The sequence below is a fragment of the Streptomyces sp. NPDC047085 genome (genome assembly GCF_040643735.1).
Lineage (GTDB): Bacteria > Actinomycetota > Actinomycetes > Streptomycetales > Streptomycetaceae > Streptomyces.
In genome coordinates, this window is the sequence record NZ_JBEYUW010000019.1 from 55,172 (window position 1) to 73,696 (window position 18,525).

Here is an 18,525-nt window from a genome sequence, read left to right on the forward strand (position 1 = left end):
CAGCCTCGACTGACGCACCTCCACCGTGGCCGCAGAGGTGCCGGCAAGGGGGCGGTCTTTCCGGACGTCTCGGTTACTGCGCAGGGCCTATTGCCGCCGTTCCGCAGTGTCCTCCCGGATCGCGGCGGCGACCTCCAGCAGTACGTAAGCGATACCAGACAGTCCTTCGCCGATGGCGTCGGCCTGACGGTCGTCTCCGGTAGAGGGTCGCGTCGCATGCGTCAACCCGGAGCGAGCATCGCGGCGGAGTCATGGTCTACGTTCCTGACTCGGCGAGCCGTTGGACCAGCGGGCCTCGGGCGCAGCTTGACCTTGCCGTTGGCGGCAGGGTTGAACGATCACTGCATGGACACCCGCATCGCACCGCAGAGCAGCAGAATCGTTGCCATCACCGGGGCCGGCACTGGGATCGGCCGGGCCACCGCCCGGGCCTTCGCTGCCGAGGGCGCCCACGTGCTCGGCGTCGGCCGGCGAGCCGAACCACTCCACGAGACCGCAGCCGGTCACGAGCGGATCACCCCGCTCACCGCGGACATCACCGCCGCGGGAGAGCCCGATCGAGTCATCCACACCGCGCGGGAACTGCACGGCCGATTGGACGTGCTGGTCAACAACACCGGCATCGTGCGCAGCGGTGCCCTCGGCACCCTCACACCGGAGGTGATCACTCCGCAGATCGCCACCAACCTGATCGCACCCGTCGTGCTGACCCAGGCAGCGCCTACTCACCCACATTGCCGCCGCACCAGCCGGGTTGCTCGCCGGCGTGATCTGCCCGGTCAACGACGTGACTTGCTCACCGGAACGAGGACGGAGCGACAACGGGCACCTCGACAGCCGCACTCGGCCTGCGGACCAGCACCGGGCATGCCCGCTGATCATGCTGTCGTACCGGGGAACGCCGCGATGCCTGGCAGAGTCGGGCTCAGGGGCGGGTGCCGAAGGGGCCGAGGACTTTGTGGTCGAGCCGCAGGGATTCGACCATGGTCCAGGCGTTGTCGAAGGTGAAGACGTCGGCGCCGCCGAGCCGGCCGGTCCAGGCCGGGGTGACGGCGTCGGCCGTGGTCTGGGTGAGGATGTCGAGGTACTCCTTGAACACGGCCCAGGGGTTGTCCGGGTACTTGGCGAAGAGGGGTCCCACGTTGCCGAATTCGGTGATGGCCTTCCTGCCGTAGTGCTCCAGGTCGCGCAGGTACTCCTGCTGGATCTCGACGTCCTGCCGGGTACCCAGACGGGTCAGGTGCCCGCCGATGTAGGTCTTGAAGTCGAACTCCAGGATCTGGTTGTGCGCGTTAAGCCAGCCGGGGATGTTGGTGGACACGACGAGGTTCCTGAACGGGACCCAGCCGGGGTAGACGATGTCCACGACGTTCAGGACCCTCTGCTGCGGCGCGTAGATGAACAGGTTGTCCTGGCTGTGATTGGGGCCCTTGTAGTGGAGCTCCAGGACCTGGTCGTCCACCTCCAGACGGTAGCGGCTGGAGACGGAGCGGTTCGGCATCGGCGGCCGGCTGGACTCGGGTACCTGCTTCAGCAGGTGGGCGGTCTGCTCTTGGGCGATGATCACTAGCTTCGGGAGGCTCGCGTCGCGGAGCTTGTCCGCCGCGCCGATGTGGTCCGCGTGGTAGTGGGAGTACACCAGGTGGCTGATACGGGCACCCGGTGCCACCTCCTCGATCGCGCGGAGGATGTTGCCCCCCAGCGTCGGGGGAGCGTCCACGACGATGACACGCTGCCTCTTGTCCTGGTGACGTTCGGTCACCAGGAACATGATCTGGTAGAAGCCGTCCGTCAGCCAGTACAGCCGCTGGCCGATCTCCTGGACCAGATAGCCCTTCGCGGGGATCTGCGGGCCGATTGCGGTGGGCGGAACGGGCGCGTATGCGCCCGGTGCGGCAGCGGCCGCAGCGGGGTTTGCGAGTACGGACTGCAGCGCGGGTACTGATGCTGCCAGTGCCGAGTACTTCAGGAAGCTGCGACGGCTGGCCGGGTCGTGAGCGACGGGGGGAAGGGGTTCCCCACCAGGAGCTGTCGTCATGGCCTCTCCCAGAGGTGTACGTCCGAATCGACGGGTGTGGCAGCCCTCCTGCCCGTCAGAGCAGCCCACTGCAACCCGCAGCCGACGCAGACTGGAAGGGCGGGGCAAATCTAGGTGCTGCACCGCGCTTCATCGATGAGCCACGCTGAGATCGTGGACGCCCTGGAGTAGCTGGATGACGCACAACCACCCGGCCCAGAGCGCGGCGGACCACTTCCACGTCGCCATGCGGGGCCCACGTGTGCAGGCGCGCCTCAGCTGGCGGTGCCGGCCAGGCGACGCATGATCGTCAAGAGTTCGTCGGGCGGGGAGATCCTCATCGTCCGACTTTCCTGGTCGAAGAGCGTGATCGATGTCAGGGTGCCGGCGCGCCACCAGAACATCCGGGGGGAGAGGCGTCCGGGGCCATCCTCGTAGGCGCCTTGCCCGAACTGTGCCAAGGCGTTGACGGCCTCGGCCACGTGCTTGTCGGTGAGCGGGTAGAACGCGAGGTTGTGGCGGTTCGGGACGACTAGCAGAACACCCTCGTCCGGTATCTCGGGGCCGTCGGTGGCCCGCACCGCCTCTTCGAAGACGAGCACCTTGCTGGCCGCGAACACCGACTCCGGGTGGCCGAGGATGTGGAGGACCGCGCCACCGGGAAGATCGACGGCGTCGTAGTTGACCGGCTCGCTGAGCAAGTTGGTACGCGCTGCGGCCGTCAGGGTGTCCCACTCGACGAGGGCCACGTCGCGGTCACTGAGGACGCGGACGTTGTCAGGGGTGTCGAGGGCGATGCCCGCCAGGAGGTCCGTGGCCAGTGGTTGCAGGTAGCTGAACTGCCCTCGCGCTTCCTCGGGTATCGATTCCTCGGCGACCAGCCGCAGGTACACGCTGCGCAGGGGATCCGGGGCACTGTTGTGGTCGGTCCGGGCTGACAGGTCGTTCATACGCGGTTCCTTGGGATCTGGTGGGTGGTCCGTCGGGCGGCTCACAGGTGGAGCAGCTCACCGATCAGATCACGCGGCCCCGCGCCGCCGCACCGTGGTGCAGCGGCGAGCAGGTGCGGGCGCGGGGTGCGGCCGGGACACCACATTGCCGGTGGCGAGGCCCGGCATCGCTCCCGTACAGCTCTGTCACTCGCGCGCCGGCGGCGTGGACAAGATCGGTGAGACCGCGGGCCACTGACATAGGCGGACCACCCGGCCTGTGCCCGGAACCCCTCTGGGCGACGAACGAGGCGGGCATCGCGCCGGGCAGCGTCGTAGGACGGCTGCAGCACGAAGGCGCCTTGCTGCCCGGCCGACCTCGGCGGCCCGGACGGCAAGCGGCTTCAGCGAGTGAACAGCTCGGGGTTCTTGCGGACGAAATCGGCTACTCCTGCAGCGGGCCGCCCGGTGACCTCTGCCATGCCGTCTGCCTGGCGTTCGTAGCGGCCGGCCGCGTGCAGGCGAGCCATGGTGGAGATGTGCTGGAAGACATGGTCCGGCAGTCCCAGCGCTCCGAGATCGTTGTCGAGCCATTCCTGCAACGGGACGTCGGTGTAGCCGACTGTGCGGTGCAAAGCATCGGAGATCTCCGCGGCCAAAGCGGCGATGTCCTGTGATCGGGGGCCGGTCAGCTCATAGATCCGGCCGATGTGCCGGCCCGGATCGGCCAGAATCTCCTCGACGACCGCGGCAACGTCACCGGCCGCGATCGGGGAGGTTTTCGCCTTGCCGAAGGGCCACCTGATGGCGCCGTCCTTGGCGATCGAGGAAAACGCGGTCTGGAAGAGCGGGTTCTCCATGAAGACGGTGGGCCTGACCTGGACCACGGGCAGACCTGACCAGACGAGAACCTGCTCGACCAGCCACTGCTGCCGATGCTGATGCGACTCGGACGTGCTGGTGGCGTCCATCTCGGAGACGGTCAGCTGCGACATGTTCACGAACGCCTCCAGTCCTCCATAGGCGCGCGCGACCGCCGCTGTGGTCACGGCGGCCAGGAGATACTGTGCCGACACGGCCATGCCGAAATACACCCGTCCGCAGCCGTCGAGGGCGTCGGCCACATCACGGGCACGCGTCAGATCTCCGACCACGACTTCGGCGCCCGTCGCGCGCAGCGCCTGAGCACGGTCGTCATCGCGGCGCACCAAAGCCCGGACCTGGAGGCCCCGGCGCCGAAGACCTTCGACCACGGTCCTGCCGACGGCCCCGACCCTGCCCGCAGCGCCGGTCACCAGAATGGGCCGCACGCCTGCTTCCGGGGTGTAGTCCATGGGGGCAGCCTGCGGCCCGCACGACCAGGGCGCAACCGGGGTGACGTCCAGCCCACGGACCACCCCAGGGGACGCTGCTGCTGAGACGAGCGGATCCTCGCGGGCAGAGATCCGGGTGCGTCCGTCCACGGCGATCGACGGCATGTGGCTGCTGGCAAAGAGATCCGCATGCACCCAAAGCCCGGCTCGGCCCGCCCGCCCGAACAGTTACTGACCTTTGCGGGGTGTTGTCGTTGGGGGCTGACGATGTGTGATCGCCGCGGTATGCCGGTTGTGTGAGATATCCGCAGGGTGGTGGGCTGACGCCATCAAGGATCTCTAGCCGGTGACGAGCAGCTCAGCCAAGACGCGTACGGCTGCCGAGCACCTGCCGCGCCCTCCATGCCAGGGACACCCAAAACCTTGCCTCGGTGCGAGGCCAGAAGCCGCTCGCGAGAGCTCATGCCGCGACCACGGATCGCCTGTGGACGGAGTCCGGCGTCCCAGTGGCGCCCCGGCTGTGCGGGGGTGATGCGGCGTTGCGTGTTCGCCCTCAAGTCAGTGTCCTGCGGCATGGCACCTGCTCGACGACCCCGGTGTCCATCCGCCGTCGGCCAGGCTTAACTGAGAGCCGGTCACATTCCAGAACGAGAGGAGAGGCGGCTTTGGACGCCAATACCGTGACTGCCATCTGTGCCACCGCCATCGCAACTGCGTCTTTCGTCGTCTCCGTCCAGCAGAGAGGGCGAGCCGGCGACGGCGTCCGCGTGGGGCGCAGCCAGGTCTCCGTTGTATGTAGTGTGCGGACATGACAAGAAGCGAGCGGCTCGCGGAGCAGCTGGACTGGTACTGGCACAAAAACCTGCGGCCACGGCTGGACGGTCTTACCGACGAGGAGTACTTCTGGGAGCCGGTGCGCGGCTGCTGGAGCATCCGCCCACGTGGCACGTCGGCCGCACCGATGTCGGAAGGTTCGGGGGAATGGACGATGGACTCCGCGTCCCATGACACGGTGCCGGCACCGGCGCCGGTGACCACGATTGCCTGGCGGCTGGCGCACATCATCGTCTCGTGCCTGGGCTATCGGGTCGGATGGTACTTCGGCGGCCAGGACGTCGACTCCGAGACATTCGCCTACGCGGGGACCGCTGACGAGGCGCTGAAACAGCTCGATGAGATGTATAGGAGATGGAACGCGGGGGTCCGCGAGCTCTCGGACGCTGACCTGGAGAATCCGCCCACGGTGGGTCCCGAGCGGTTCCCCATGGAGAACAGGGTCCTGCACGTCAACAGGGAGCTGATCCATCACGGCGCCGAGATTTCCCTGCTGCGCGACCTCTACCGCTGGCAGGATGGATCCGTACCGCGCCGAATATGACTCTTTGGTGACCGGCGATCGGGTTCGGAACCCTACGTGGACTCCGTGACGCTCCGTGGCTGCGAGCTTCAGTGAAGCTGCGCCCTCCTGAAGATCCGACGAGCCGTTCGTTCAAGCGTCACGACCACCGTCATGTCATGTCGACCTCAGGAAGCTGCTGTTGCCTGCCGGCAGCTCTGCGTCTGCGTCGCTCGTTCAGGGCCGTGAGCCAGAAGATGCCGCCGATGGCCCCCGCGAACGGCAAGGTGCCGACAAAGTCCCCGGTAGCCGCGATCTCGATGAGGAAGAAGAGCGTCCCCATGACGACCCCGGTACCGAGGGGGTGCTGTGCGGCCCATCGCGAGTGTGTCGGCGTGGATCTCCGAACACGCGTTGTACTCCTGCCTGAGACTGGGAACTGCTACGTCAGAGGTGCGGCCAGACATGGCTGGGAGCATCTGCGCCAGTGCCGCGCCGACCGCCACAGGGCGCGGCCCCTGCGGACGTAGTGGGCTGTGCGTCCTGCACCTGCCGGTGGCGTCGCTCGGTGCCGTAGCGGTAGACGATCCAGCCTGGGACAGCACCGGCTCCCGCCGCACAGGCGGGGGCGCCCCATCCTTCTGTGACGAAGGAGCAGCCCGCGGCCAGACCCCAGGAGACCCACGTCTGGTGATGCGCGACGAAATGAGTCACTGACCAGGTCTTCAGCCCGGCCCGCTGCCGTCCAGGCGCGGCCGAAGCGCCTCGCTGTTCCTCGCTCACTTGGTGGGCACCGCCCGCTCCTTGATCGTCGGCGTGACTCGGGCGCGACGGTGCCAGACGGCCTGGCGGAGCGTGCGGTGATCCCCAACTCCAGCCCAGAGCATCGCCCCAGGCGGTAGATGGGCAGCCCGGACGGGAGATGGCAAGACGATCCCGCTCGCCGGCTCGCTGCTCGTGCCGGGCGAGAGGCAATGGTGGGTGGCGGGTTCAGGGGAGTCTGAGTGTGTCGAGTTGTGCAGCGAGGTCGGGGTGGGTGGTGGCCAGGTGGGGGCGGGTGGCGCTGAGGGGGCGGATGAGGACGGCGGGGTCATCTTCGGCAAGGGCCGCGTGGAGCTGGCTGAGCGGACTGCGCGCCGCTGTGGGCAGGTCGGTGAGGGCGGTGATCTGGCCGGCGATCCGCCGCAGGTCGGCTGCGTTGCGGCGGGCCCAGGTGGCGGCGGCGCGTTCGGCGGCGCGGCGTTCGCGGGTGGCCTGGACGCGCTGCTCGCCGGTGGTTCCTGCGGGGCCGGGCCGGCCCCGCAGGTAGCGGCGTTCGGCCGCCTGGCGGCTGGCGACGCCGAGCGGGTGGGCGAGGTCGGCCCAGCTGGCACCCGCCTGGCGGGCGGTTTCGATCAGGCCGGTTTCCCAGCCGGCGAGCTGCTCGCGTACCTGTCGCAGCAGCAGAAGAGAGGCCAGGGCCTGTTCCGGGCCGACCTCTTGGGCCTCGGGGGTGTCGGGGGGCTCGTGCCGGGCGGACTGCAGGGCGTCGTCTATGGCGTGAAGGGCTGTCGCGGCGGCAAGGAACGACGCCGGGCTGTTCGCGTCGGTGCTGGGTGAGGTCGGCTCGTCGGCCGGGGTCATGGGCACCTCCCTCGATGGTCATCGTCTGGATGACACCAGGATTGTCATCCATTGGATGACATGTTACAACGGTGTCGTGAGGCGCATTGGCAGCAACTGCCCCAAACCTGCTGGAGGTGTTTTCACGATGTTGATGCGCACTGACCCATTCCGTGAGTTCGACCGGCTGGCACAGCAGTTGATGGGACCGGGCACCTGGTCGCGGCCGTCGCCGATGCCGATGGACGCCTACCGCGAGGGCGACGAGTACGTGGTGGCCTTCGACCTCCCCGGTGTCAGCGCGGACGCGATCGACATCGACGTCGAGCGCAACATGCTGACCGTCAAGGCCGAGCGACGGCCCGCGGCGAAGGCCGACGACGTGCAGATGGAGCTGTCGGAACGGCCGCTGGGCGTCTTCTCCCGCCAGCTCGTGCTGGCCGACACGCTGGACACCGAGCACATCCAGGCCGACTACGACGCAGGCGTGCTCACCCTGCGCATTCCGATCGCCGAGCGCGCCAAGCCCCGCAAGATCGCCATCGGCGTCGGATCCGGCCGCAAGGAGATCTCCGGCTGAGCCGGACAGACGAGGGCTGAACAGCGGCGGAGGACGGGTATCTGATCTCCCCCTCTCCCGTCCTCCGCGCCCCCGGGGACCGAGGAAGGGCGGCGGCCGACGTGACGATGCGACGGGAAGCGTTCCTCGAGCATGTGAAGGAACGCGGCGAGTACGACACCCCGCAGGAGGCCGAACGCGCGGCCCGCGTGGTACTCGCCCTGCTGGGCGCACACCTGGTCGGCGAGGTACGCGCCCAGTTGGCGGCGCGTCTGCCGGAAGACTTCGCCCTGATCCTCCTCAACCCGCTGCAGAGCGCCGAGCCACTGTCCCCGGAGCGGTTCGTGCGCGCGACCGCGGCCTGGATCGAAGGGGCTACCGAACAGACCGCGGCCTGGGACGTCAGCGCCATCCTCTCCACGGTCGCCGACGCCGCCGACGACGACCTGCTCAAACAGATCCTGCTCCAGCTCCCCGCGGGCTACGACCTCCTCTTCGGCCGTCCCCAGCCCACCTGACCACCCACCCCCCGGTGACCGAACACCGGTCACCACGACCCCCGGCGACAGAAAGGCAACCACCACCGTGACGACCGACCGGCACGCGCCGCTCCAGCAGCCCTACGGGAGGGCGTACGAGCAGATGCTGGAGAAGGTCCGCTATGAAGGCGCCTACCCCACCCGTGAGAAGGCCGAGGAAGCCGTCCTCCTCGTCCTCGCGGGACTGGGACGCCAGCTGACCGGCGACGAACGCGTCGACCTGGCCGCCCGCCTGCCCCTCGAAGCCGCACGCGTCCTCACCGCCCAGGTCCCCGACACCAAGCCGCTAGGTGGCTGGGCCTTCGTCAAGGATCTCGCCGCCCGCACCGGTGCCTCCCTGGCCACCACCCGCTGGGACACCGGATCCGTCTTCTCCGCCGTCGCCGCCTACGCGGGCCCCGACCTGATCACCCGCATCCTGCACCAGCTCCCCTCCGGCTACGCGCTGCTGTTCGGCCGCGCCGAACTCACCCCCGCCGCGTAGACGGCAACGTGCATGTTCGGGCGGTTTCCGGATCTGGACGACGCCGCGGCGTGACGACGCAGGCCTTCGCCGGTGAGGGCCTGCGTCGTGCGGCCGGGTCGGGCCCGGCGACGTGGCGGGCGACCGCATCCACACCGGGCTGCGTGTACCGCTCCAGGGAGCGGACCGAAGTGTGGCGGGAGCGGGCCACCAGCATCGGGGTGGAGGTTGCCGCCGTCCGCGTCGTGCGTCAACGCACTGTGCCTGAGCCGGTGCAGGGTCCAGCAGTCCAGGCCCTGCCTGGCCCTGTCCGACAGGGAATTTTGCTCACTTCCTCTGCCCTGGAATTTAGTGATGGATCCGTGTGGTGGCAGCTGAGCAGGGCTCGGTGGTCTCTGCGCATGTGACGGGCGGCAGGTAGTCCTGCACCAGGGTGCGGTGCCACCAGGCGCCGGTCCGGCGGAGCTCTGGCCAGGTGGTGAAGCGATAGGCGTAGAGGCGGGCGCGCAGGAAGGTGGGCGGGGCGGTGGGGAAGGGATTGCGGCGCAGGAGCCGCAGGGTGGCGGCGTCGTTGTCCAGGAGGCGGACGAGGAGAGTCGTGAACCATTCGGTGGCGTACACGGGCGAGAGCGCGGCGAACCACATCAGCCAGTCGAGTCGCAGGTGGTACGGCGCCACCTGCGGCGGCAGCCGCCGCTTGTCGCCCGGCTTGCCCTTGAACTCGTACTCCTTCCACTGCGTCTGATCGGTGAGGTCCGCCTCGTCGGTTCCCTCGATCACCACCTCGTAGCGGACGCGGCTGACGCTGCCGAACGCCCCGTAGGTGTTGACCAGGTGCAATGGGTTGAAGGAGGCGTTCATCCGCTGGTGGCGGGAGAAAAGGTTGCGCACGGGCCAGTAGCTGAGGACGGCGACCAGGGCGGTCACGGCCAGAACCAGGACCACGTACCAGGCGGGCGTCGCGCCGAAGGCCGGTGGCTGCTCGGGCAGGGGCAGGAGGTGTGCGGCGCGCACGCTGTCGATGGCGGAGACGGCGAGCAGGATGGCCAGCCAGTTCAGCCAGGCGAAGTTGCCGGACGCCACCAGCCACAACTGGGTGGCGACGATGAAGGCCGCCGCCCAGCCGGCCACCGGCTGCGGGGCGAACAAGGCCAGTGGGGCGCCCAGCTGCGCGAGGTGGTTGGCCACGACCTCCGCCCGGTGCACCGGCCGGGGCAGGTGGTGGAAGAACCAGCTGAGCGGACCCGGCATCGGTTGGGTCTCGTGGTGGTAGTACAGGCAGGTCAGGTCGCGCCAGCAGGGGTCGCCGCGCAGCTTGATCAGCCCCGCGCCGAACTCCAGCCGGAACAGCAGCCAGATCAGCAGCCCGAGCACGAGGGCTGGCGGGGCGACCTCGTCGTTGCCGAGGAAGATCGCGAGGAAGCCGGCCTCCAGCAGGAGCATCTCCCACATGAAGCCGTACCAGGTCTGCCCCACGTTGACGATGGACAAATACAGCGCCCACAGCGTGAACCACATCAGCATCGCGGCCCACAGCGGCACCAGGTCCGCCGCGCCCGCCGCGACAGCGGCGGACAGCGCCGCGCCGGTCCAGGCGACGAGGGCGAAGAAGCGGTCCGAGTAGTGCCACTGGAAGATGCTCGGTGCCTTCCGGAACGGCACGGACGCCAGGAAGCGCGGAATGGGCAGCAGTCCCCGCTCGCCGATCAGCGCCCGGAACTGCAGGGCGCAGCTGACGAAGGCCACACCGTAGACCGCAGCGAGGCCCCGCTGGAAGACGAATCTGCTCAACCAGTAGTCGGCGTTGGTGAACCACTCCATGATCGGCTCCTCCGCACGGCGTCGATCCTCGACGATGCGCGGATGTCCCTGGGGCCGTGAACGGCCGGATCAGAGCTGGGCCGAGCCTCGAATTTTCGGCGGTACCAGAGGCGCATCGACCGAATGGTTCCGTCCACAGCTCGCACCTCTGCTGCCTGCGAGGTGATCCACGGTTTGTGAACAGCCCTGTGGATCACGGTCGCTCCTCCGACGGACGAGCCGCTCGTGCGTCGGGCTCTGGCTGGGGATGACCGGTCGCCTGCAGGAGCGGCGCTGTGTGGCGTTCGGGGCGGTGGGCTCCCTCGGCGGGGACGCGGCTGCGGGGGGTTTGTGCGTTGCCGGGCAGGGGGATGGGGCGGCGGGCCACGAGGCGGCCGACCCAGCGCCGGCCGCAGTGTTCGCAGGGCGGGGCGCCGGCCGGGGTGTAGGGGGAGGGGACCGCCGTGTTGTCCCGGTAGAAGTACTCCCATTCGTCGTCGAGGGCGTCCCGGTAGCGTTGGACGTCGTAGTCGACGCTCCATCGGTGCCAGCACGTGCCGCAGGTGAATTCGATGCGTTCGACGGCAAGTTCGGTGATCACGGCACGGCACCTCCTGTCCGGTCGGCAGGGACGGATCGTGGCGGGGCGAGGGCTGCGGTGAGCGTGGGGTACGAGGGCATGGCGCGGGTGATTTTGCTGGTCCGCAGGATCCGCGAGACCCGGCCTTCGGGACAGACCAGCCGCAGCTCCCCTTGGTCCTCGTGCAGCAGCGCGCGGAGGGACATGAGGGTTCTCAGTCCGTCGACATCGGCGTACGTCAGCTCGGACAGGTCCGCGATCAGGTTGAGGTGCTTGTGCCGTCCGGTCACGTCTGTCACGAAGTCACGCAGCTGGTGGGCGGTCGTGGTGTCGAGTTCCCCGTTGATCTCGATCACGGTCCAGCCGTCCTCCCAGTGCGACGCCAGGAACAGAGCCATGGTCCTCTCCGTTTCCCGCCGCTCGATGCCCGTCGTGGGCCGCCGCACGGGCGGCGCTGCAGCACGTGCGGCGGCCCCACCGCATGTCCTGGATACTGTCCAGTTCGTCCCTCCTCTCTGCTCTGCCGCTCATCTCGAAGCAGCGATCAACTCGTGATCTGCTTGGCCTCTGCGTCTCCCCGGCTGATCTCGATGCGGCGCGGCTTGGCCTGCTCCGTCACCGGGATGTGCAGCGTGAGCACGCCGGCGTCGTAGCTCGCGCTGATCTTCTCCAGGTCGAGCGAGTCGCCGAGGAAGAGCTGGCGGCTGAAGACGCCGTGCGGCCGTTCGGCGACGAGCAGGTCGGCCTCCTTGGCGTCCGGGCCGGGCCGCTCCGCCCGTACGGTCAGGACGTTGCGCTCCACGTTGAGATCGACGGTGTCCGGGTCGACGCCGGGCAGGTCGAAGTGGACGACGAAGGCGTCCCCGCTCTGGTAGGCGTCCATCGGCATGACGGCCGGCCGGGCGAGGGTGCCGAACATCTGCTGGGTGAGCCGGTCGAGGTCCCGGAAGGGGTCCGTGCGGATGAGCACCATCGTTCAGCTCCTTTCGCCTGGTGGGAACCGTTTCGTCGGCGGTTCGACGGTCCGGGCTCCGGGAGCCCGGAGTGCCTTCACCAATCCCTATACCTCGCCCAGTCAGACTTGACAAGAGGGCACTCAAGTTTTATTCAGGCTTATAGGCAAGTTGATCCGAAATCGCAGCTCACAGCGGTCGAGGAGGTGGCCTGGATGGAGATGCCGGACCTGTATGCGGAGCTGGGAGTGGAGCCCTCGGCCACGGTCGAGGTGATCACCTCCGCCTTCCGGCGTCAGGTGCGGGAGCTGCGCCCCGACACCCGGGTGGATGCCGTCACGGCGGAACGGTTCGGGCAGCTGCGCTCGGCGTACGAGACGCTGCGTGATCCCATCCGGCGCGCGGCCTACGACCAGACGTATGAGCGGACGTACCGCGGCCCGGCCGAGTCCCCCCGGGCTCCGGTACCGCCCCGGCCGCCCCGCAGGTTCGTCGTCGTACTCGGCACCACAGACCCCGAACCGCCGTTGCGCGCGGGACCGGTCCGATGGGAGCCCCACAGCTGAACGAGGCCCTGGCAGACAGGGCCGGGACGAGGAGGGAGATTCCAGATGGCACGTCCGGTCGGTATTGACCTCGGTACGACGAACTCGGTGGTCTCGGTCCTGGAGGGCGGCGAGCCCACCGTCATCACCAACACGGAAGGAGCACGGACCACACCGTCGGTCGTGGCCTTCGCCAAGAACGGCGAGGTTCTCGTGGGCGAGGTCGCCAAGCGGCAGGCGGTGACCAACGTGGAGCGCACCGCCCGCTCGGTCAAGCGGCACATGGGGGACCACGCGTGGCGGTTCCCGGATCACGGTGACATCGACGGCAAGCGGTACACCGCGCAGGAGATCTCCGCCCGGGTGCTGCAGAAGCTGAAGCGGGACGCCGAGGCGTATCTCGCGGAGGACGTCACCGACGCCGTCGTCACCGTGCCGGCCTACTTCGACGACTCGCAGCGGCAGGCGACGAAGGAGGCCGGTGAGATCGCGGGCCTGAACGTCCTGCGGATCATCAACGAGCCGACGGCGGCGGCACTGGCCTACGGGCTGGACAAGGAGAACGACCAGACCGTCCTCGTCTTCGACCTCGGCGGCGGCACCTTCGACGTGTCGTTGCTCGAGATGGGAGAGGGCGTCATCGAGGTGAAGGCCACCAACGGCGACACGAACCTGGGAGGTGACGACTGGGACCAGCGGATCGTGGACCACCTGGTCAAGCAGTTCAAGAACGGCTACGGCGTCGACCTGTCCAAGGACAAGATGGCCGTGCAGCGGCTGCGCGAGGCGGCGGAGAAGGCGAAGATCGAGCTGTCCAGCTCCTCGGAGACCACGATCAACCTGCCCTACATCACCGCCTCCGCCGAGGGCCCGCTCCACCTGGACGAGAAGCTCACGCGCACCCAGTTCCAGCAGCTGACGGCCGACCTCCTGGAGCGGTGCAAGGGGCCGTTCCACAACGCGATCAAGGATGCCGGGATCAAGGTGTCCGACATCAACCACGTGATCCTCGTCGGCGGTTCGACGCGGATGCCGGCGGTGACCGACCTGGTCAGGGAGCTGACCGGCAAGGACCCGCACAAGGGCGTCAACCCGGACGAGGTCGTCGCCGTGGGCGCCAGCCTGCAGGCCGGTGTGCTCAAGGGCGAGGTCAAGGACGTCCTGCTGCTCGACGTCACCCCGCTGTCCCTGGGCATCGAGACCAAGGGCGGCATCATGACCAAGCTGATCGAGCGCAACACGACCATCCCGACCAAGCGTTCGGAGATCTTCACCACGGCCGAGGACAACCAGCCGTCGGTCACCGTGCAGGTCTACCAGGGCGAGCGCGACATCGCCGCCTACAACAAGAAGCTCGGCATGTTCGAACTCACCGGTCTGCCACCCGCACCGCGCGGTGTGCCGCAGATCGAGGTGGCCTTCGACATCGACGCGAACGGCATCATGCACGTCTCGGCGAAGGACCTGGGCACCGGCAAGGAGCAGAAGATGACCGTCACCGGGGGCTCGGCGCTCCCGAAGGACGACATCGACCGCATGGTGCGGGAGGCGGAGCAGCACGCCGAGGAGGACCGCCGGCGCCGGGAGGCGGCGGAGACCCGCAACCAGGCCGAGCAGCTCGTCTACTCGACGGAAAAGCTCATCCAGGACAACCCCGACAAGATCCCGGCCGATGCCAGGACCGAGACCGAGGCGGCGCTGGCCGACCTGAAGGAGAAGCTCAAAGGCGAGGACACGGCCGCGATCCGGCAGGCCATGGAGCGTGCGGCCGAGGCGGCCCAGAAGATCGGCACGGCACTGTACGAGCAGTCGCGCACCGAGCAGCCCACGGCCGGGCAGGCTCCGGACGCCTCGGGATCCGACGACGACGTGGTGGACGCCGAGATCGTCGACGACGAGAAAGGGGAGGCGGGCTGACGATGGACAACGGCCGACCGCAGAATACGAACCCCACCGAGCTGCGGCGTCTGCTCCAGGAACGCACTGAGGACCTGCAGTGGGTGAAGGCCGAGTACGACAACTACCGCAAACGGGTGCGACGCGACCGCATGGCCATACGCCACATCGCCGTGGCCAACGTCCTGCGCGCCCTCCTGCCCGTCCTGGACGCCGTCGACCGCACATGCGCCCACGAGCCCATGACCCCGGGGCTGAAAGACATCACGGACACCCTCCGGGCCCAGCTGGGATCCCTGGGGCTGGAGACGTTCGGCACGGAGGGCGACCCCTTCGATCCCGCCCGCCACGAGGCCGTGGTCCATCACGTCTCCCCGGACGCCGACGAGCTGATCTGCACGGAGATCCTGCGACCCGGCTACCGGCTCGGTGACCAACTGCTGCGTCCGGCCCACGTGGAGGTCACCGGGCCGCCCCCGCCCGCGAGCAACCGGCTCGCGGGACATGGCGAAGCACCCCACGACGACACGGAACGAGACGACGAACGGCCCAGCCCCCCAGTCCGGCCCGCGGCACCGAATACGTGGGCTCCATCATCCCGGCGTGCTCCTCCCCGGCCCTCGATCTGACCGGGTTGCCGTCGCCCGACAGTGGCCGTGCTCAGTGTCTGTTCGCAGCTCGGAGCCGGGCTGTGTCGCCGGCACCGACTGGACGGCTGGGGCGTCAGGTGCTTGGCGCTCGAGTGTCACTCCGGGCGGCGGCGTGGTGGCACCTTCGGGACGACAAGGGTTGCAGCTTCGGCGGTCTCAGGATTCCGCGGGGAACTTGGCGGCGATGGCCTTGTGCGGAAACGGCCTGCCCTGTGGCGCGGTGACCACGCGGGTGCCAAAGCGGGCACGCAGGGCGGGGATCTGGGCAGACGTACGGTCGGCGTCGCTTCAGGTGGGATGGGTTCCTCGCCCCGCCACGCGGCCGTCGTCACCCGGATGGCCGCCGTCCGAAAGCGCAGAACCGCCCATGGGAGGCGTCCTCAGGACACTCGGCAGTGGGCCCGCGAGACCTGGAGTAATCGTCAAGACTTGTGGATTGGTTGATCTTGTTCGGGTGAGTTGATCGCGACGAGTTCGACTTCGAAGCCGTCGTCGTTCTCCAGGTAAGCGGCGTAGTGCTGTCCGCCGCCGGCATAGGGATGCCGTTCGGGGAACATCAGGTGCCAGCCGTGCTGGGCGGCGTCGGCGGTCAGCTTCTCGACCGTGGTGGCGTCTTCGACGTGGAAGGCCAAGTGGTTCAGCCCCGGGCGGCAGCGGTCGTGCTTTTCGGCGGTGAGGGCCGACGACTGCTCGATTACCAGGTAGGTCGGCCCGAGCCGCCAGCTGCGGCCGCCGTCCCAGCTCTGGAAGAGGGCGTAGCCCAGCGCCTCCAGCAGCCAGCCGAGCGAGGCGAGCGCGCGACGCAGGTCCGGCACCCACAGCTCGACGTGATGCAGCGTGCCGTGCGACGGCCGACTCATGCGGCGACCGCCTCGGCGCGTTCGGCGAGCTGGCCGCGTTCGAAGCGGGCTCCGGCCCGAACGAGGGCGACGAGGTGGGGTGCGTTCACGGCCCGCCGGCGCACCTGGGCGGACTCTCCGAGCTCGAAGACCATCGCGAGCGCGGCGGCGCGGGCCCCGGCGCCACGGGTGACCCTGGTCCGCAGCCGGACGGTGGAGACGGTGGACTCAATGGGGTTCGTGGTCCGCAGGTGGATCCAGTGCTCGGCCGGGAAGTCGTAGAACGCCAGCTCCTCCTCCTGGTCATCGGTGATCTTCTTGACCGCCTTGGGAAACTTCGCCCCGTAGAGCTTGGCGACTGTCCTGATCGCCGCCTCGGCGTGACCGCTGTCCTCGGCGTTGTAGATGTCCTGGATCGCCTTCTTCGCGCCCGGCTGCGCGGACTTCGGCATGGCGTCCAGGACATTGGCCGTCTTATGAACCCAGCACCGCTGCTCGCGGGTTTCGGGGAACACCTCGGCCAGGGCCTTCCAGAAGCCCAAGGCGCCGTCGCCGACCGCCAGGACCGGGGCGCGCATGCCCCGGCGGCCACAGTCGCGCATCAGGTCGGCCCATGACTCGGCGGACTCGCGGCAGCCGTCCTCGACGGCGACCAGCTCCTTGGAGCCGTCGGCGCGCACGCCGACACGCACGGAGATGCCGTCATCGCCGAGCATGTGGGGCGCGCCCTGGAACGCCGCCACAGGCCGCCCCCCTGGAGGAGGCGGCCGGCCCGGTCGCCGTGCAGGACGGAGTCGGTGTACGCCAGGGCGCCCATGGCCGTCGGCTGGTCGTAGGCGAGGTCGGGCCGACGCAGGTAGCGATCCAGGCAGGCGGCGAGCAGGTCGGCGTCCCGTGCGGTGCCGAAACTCGCCGGCGCCACGCGGTAGGCCCCACCCGCGCAGCAGACCTCGCTCTCCAGCAGCAGCGCTCCCAGACGCTCGCGGAAGTGATCACGGCGCGAGACGGCGGCGAGCCATGCCGCGGTGCGCCGCTCTCGCCAGCTGCCTTCGAAGAGGGTGGTGAGCTCGGCGTCGGAAACAGCCCTCGCATCAGCGGCCAGGGCATGAACGAACGGCACGTACTCCTCGCGCGGCATACGAAGTACCGCTCCGCCAAGCTTCAGACAGTGCCGCGCAGGGGCGCAATAGCGGCGGAACAGATCCTGTATCTCAGGGTCGTGGCGGATCACCACCCCATCCTCTCGCAACCAGCACACAGCTGAGGGCGTGGGACGGAATACGCCTGCGGTGATCCCGAGACGGGAGAGACGGAGGCGGAGCGGAGCCCTGGGCTCAGTTCGGGTTCACCACGGGGCCGAGCCTCTCGATGACCTCGCGCATCTCCTCCTCGTCGGCCTCGTAGACCGTCTCACCCATGCGCGGATCACGGACATGCAGCGTGTGGATAAGTGGCCCGTGGGGTGTTCCGAGCTGCACAAGGGAGGCTGACGGGCCGTGGACAGCGCGCTCGGTGCCGGGCCGAGCCGTCAGATCGATGCGGCTGGCGACGCCGGGCGTCACCCAGACGGTTGCCTGTTCCAGGTGCCCCAGAATCTGCAGGTGGAAGTGCCCGCTCAAGATGAGTTGGACGTCGGTTCCACGGATGGTCTCGGCCAGGTCTGCATCGTTCTGCAAGCCCAGCGCCCGCTGGACGTCGACGTCCAGGGCGACTGGCGGGTGGTGGAAGGCCAGGACGGTGCCCAACGGTGCCGGGCTGCTGAGTAGTTCGCGGAGCCAGTCGAGTTGACCACGGTCCAGTCGACCGTAACCCTTGCCCGGAACGAGCGTGTCCAGCGTAATCAGCCGCCATCCGTCGATGGTGCTTGCCCCTGCTCGCTCACCCGCCGCTCCCTCGTACACCGCTTCGGGCTGGACGTGGCCGCTGCCGAGCACGTCGGCGAATGCGGTGCGGTCGTCGTGGTTGCCCGTCGTGTAGAAGACGTCCGCCCCTCGTTGGCCGGCGTACCTGGACAGGAGCCCCTGCGCCCGCGCATATGCCTCGCGAGAACCGTCGTCCGCGACATCGCCCGTGACCACTACTGCGTCGAGGTCGTGAAGGTGGCCCAGTTCGGCAAGCAGGCAGCGGAGTGCGGCAGTGCCGTCGGCCCCGTCGGCGTCGGGACCGCCAGAGCGGTCGAGATGAGTGTCAGAGAGATGCAAGATCCGCATCATCTGAAACTAGCTTTCGGTACCCGCGCAGAGCCATGGGTTTTGTGGTCATGCGGTCGGCACCCACTGGCCGTTCCCGACTGTCCCTGATCACGAAAGGCCAGCGATCGATGCCGTCCGAAGTGCTGAACAATTGCTGTCCCATCTCGGGTTCTGGCTCAACTTCTGTGAGGCGGCGCTGTGTTTGCTCGTCCTCGCGCCGGCGCGCCCCAGCCGACGTGCCCCTTCTCGGCCGTCGCCCGACTGGGCGGCTGAGCAGCGACGGCCCACCACAGAAGTTGTGCCAGAGCCCGA

The 18,525-nt window shown here is 68.6% G+C and carries 19 protein-coding genes and 2 pseudogenes; 8 read left to right on the plus strand and 13 right to left on the minus strand.

What is annotated here, in order from left to right; genetic code table 11:
* Nucleotides 1-345: 345 nt before the first annotated feature.
* Nucleotides 346-720, plus strand: a pseudogene (locus ABZ865_RS39355) (SDR family oxidoreductase); the annotation flags it as partial.
* Nucleotides 721-925: 205 nt separating this feature from the next.
* Here the strand turns inward: ABZ865_RS39355 and ABZ865_RS39360 are convergent.
* From ABZ865_RS39360 to ABZ865_RS39370, 3 genes are all read right to left on the minus strand, one after another.
* On the minus strand, nt 926-2,038 hold the full coding sequence (locus ABZ865_RS39360; RefSeq protein WP_361241439.1) for an MBL fold metallo-hydrolase: 1,113 nt from the start codon (nt 2,036-2,038) through the stop codon (nt 926-928).
* A gap of 254 nt (nt 2,039-2,292) precedes the next feature.
* Nucleotides 2,293-2,967: a hypothetical protein gene (locus ABZ865_RS39365; RefSeq protein WP_361241442.1), complete on the minus strand. Its 675-nt coding sequence runs from the start codon at nt 2,965-2,967 to the stop codon at nt 2,293-2,295.
* 383 nt (nt 2,968-3,350) lie between these two features.
* Nucleotides 3,351-4,280, minus strand: a complete 930-nt coding sequence (locus ABZ865_RS39370) for an NAD(P)H-binding protein (RefSeq protein ID WP_361241445.1) — start codon at nt 4,278-4,280, stop codon at nt 3,351-3,353.
* Nucleotides 4,281-5,067: 787 nt separating this feature from the next.
* On the opposite strand from ABZ865_RS39370, the gene ABZ865_RS39375 reads away from it, so the two are divergent.
* Nucleotides 5,068-5,637: a DinB family protein gene (locus ABZ865_RS39375; protein ID WP_361241448.1), complete on the plus strand. Its 570-nt coding sequence runs from the start codon at nt 5,068-5,070 to the stop codon at nt 5,635-5,637.
* Between the two features lie 130 nt (nt 5,638-5,767).
* Here the strand turns inward: ABZ865_RS39375 and ABZ865_RS39380 are convergent, their stop codons facing one another.
* Together ABZ865_RS39380 and ABZ865_RS39385 are read right to left on the minus strand one after the other, a co-directional pair.
* Nucleotides 5,768-5,938 carry a hypothetical protein gene (locus tag ABZ865_RS39380; protein WP_361241451.1) on the minus strand — a complete coding sequence of 57 codons (171 nt, stop codon included), beginning with the start codon at nt 5,936-5,938 and terminating at the stop codon, nt 5,768-5,770.
* A 647-nt stretch (nt 5,939-6,585) separates the two neighbouring features.
* On the minus strand, nt 6,586-7,218 hold the full coding sequence (locus ABZ865_RS39385) for a type III effector protein (protein WP_361241453.1): 633 nt from the start codon (nt 7,216-7,218) through the stop codon (nt 6,586-6,588).
* 127 nt (nt 7,219-7,345) lie between these two features.
* On the opposite strand from ABZ865_RS39385, the gene ABZ865_RS39390 reads away from it, so the two are divergent.
* The 3 genes from ABZ865_RS39390 to ABZ865_RS39400 all read left to right on the plus strand — a co-directional run bounded on the left by ABZ865_RS39390 (nt 7,346) and on the right by ABZ865_RS39400 (nt 8,779).
* Nucleotides 7,346-7,777, plus strand: a complete 432-nt coding sequence (locus tag ABZ865_RS39390; protein ID WP_361241456.1) for an Hsp20/alpha crystallin family protein — start codon at nt 7,346-7,348, stop codon at nt 7,775-7,777.
* A 101-nt stretch (nt 7,778-7,878) separates the two neighbouring features.
* Nucleotides 7,879-8,274, plus strand: a complete 396-nt coding sequence (locus ABZ865_RS39395; protein ID WP_361241458.1) for a DUF2267 domain-containing protein — start codon at nt 7,879-7,881, stop codon at nt 8,272-8,274.
* Nucleotides 8,275-8,341: 67 nt separating this feature from the next.
* On the plus strand, nt 8,342-8,779 hold the full coding sequence (locus ABZ865_RS39400) for a DUF2267 domain-containing protein (RefSeq protein WP_361241461.1): 438 nt from the start codon (nt 8,342-8,344) through the stop codon (nt 8,777-8,779).
* Between the two features lie 327 nt (nt 8,780-9,106).
* Here the strand turns inward: ABZ865_RS39400 and ABZ865_RS39405 are convergent, their stop codons facing one another.
* From ABZ865_RS39405 to ABZ865_RS39420, 4 genes are all read right to left on the minus strand, one after another.
* Nucleotides 9,107-10,579, minus strand: a complete 1,473-nt coding sequence (locus ABZ865_RS39405; protein WP_361241463.1) for a lipase maturation factor family protein — start codon at nt 10,577-10,579, stop codon at nt 9,107-9,109.
* A gap of 193 nt (nt 10,580-10,772) precedes the next feature.
* Entirely contained in the window at nt 10,773-11,159 is a 387-nt protein-coding gene (locus tag ABZ865_RS39410) for a hypothetical protein (protein ID WP_361241466.1), read from the minus strand.
* Nucleotides 11,156-11,536 carry an STAS domain-containing protein gene (locus ABZ865_RS39415; protein WP_361241469.1) on the minus strand — a complete coding sequence of 127 codons (381 nt, stop codon included), beginning with the start codon at nt 11,534-11,536 and terminating at the stop codon, nt 11,156-11,158. Before ABZ865_RS39415 ends, ABZ865_RS39410 begins: the two co-directional genes overlap by 4 nt.
* Before the next feature lie 146 nt (nt 11,537-11,682).
* Nucleotides 11,683-12,111, minus strand: coding sequence for an Hsp20/alpha crystallin family protein (locus ABZ865_RS39420; protein WP_361241472.1), 429 nt, complete (start codon nt 12,109-12,111; stop codon nt 11,683-11,685).
* Between the two features lie 195 nt (nt 12,112-12,306).
* Here ABZ865_RS39420 and ABZ865_RS39425 point away from each other — a divergent pair, with 195 nt between their 5' ends.
* From ABZ865_RS39425 to grpE, 3 genes are read left to right on the plus strand one after another with little or no spacing between them, the layout of a single operon-like run.
* Nucleotides 12,307-12,657, plus strand: a complete 351-nt coding sequence (locus ABZ865_RS39425; protein ID WP_361241475.1) for a J domain-containing protein — start codon at nt 12,307-12,309, stop codon at nt 12,655-12,657.
* 45 nt (nt 12,658-12,702) lie between these two features.
* The gene (gene dnaK / locus ABZ865_RS39430) at nt 12,703-14,553 is read left to right on the plus strand and encodes a molecular chaperone DnaK (protein ID WP_361241478.1); all 1,851 of its coding nucleotides are present in this window, start codon (nt 12,703-12,705) and stop codon (nt 14,551-14,553) included.
* Nucleotides 14,554-14,555: 2 nt separating this feature from the next.
* Nucleotides 14,556-15,161, plus strand: a complete 606-nt coding sequence (gene grpE / locus ABZ865_RS39435) for a nucleotide exchange factor GrpE (RefSeq protein ID WP_361241481.1) — start codon at nt 14,556-14,558, stop codon at nt 15,159-15,161.
* A 443-nt stretch (nt 15,162-15,604) separates the two neighbouring features.
* Here grpE and ABZ865_RS39440 read toward each other — a convergent pair whose 3' ends face one another.
* From ABZ865_RS39440 to ABZ865_RS39455, 4 genes and pseudogenes are all read right to left on the minus strand, one after another.
* Nucleotides 15,605-16,042: a VOC family protein gene (locus ABZ865_RS39440; protein ID WP_361241484.1), complete on the minus strand. Its 438-nt coding sequence runs from the start codon at nt 16,040-16,042 to the stop codon at nt 15,605-15,607.
* Nucleotides 16,039-16,713 (minus strand): annotated as a pseudogene (locus tag ABZ865_RS39445) (IS256 family transposase); the annotation flags it as partial. The gene ABZ865_RS39440 and the pseudogene ABZ865_RS39445, both read right to left, overlap by 4 nt.
* Entirely contained in the window at nt 16,623-17,159 is a 537-nt protein-coding gene (locus ABZ865_RS39450; RefSeq protein WP_361241487.1) for a DUF6000 family protein, read from the minus strand. The gene ABZ865_RS39450 and the pseudogene ABZ865_RS39445, both read right to left, overlap by 91 nt.
* 196 nt (nt 17,160-17,355) lie before the next feature.
* Nucleotides 17,356-18,231: a metallophosphoesterase gene (locus ABZ865_RS39455; protein WP_361241640.1), complete on the minus strand. Its 876-nt coding sequence runs from the start codon at nt 18,229-18,231 to the stop codon at nt 17,356-17,358.
* Nucleotides 18,232-18,525: the final 294 nt, after the last annotated feature.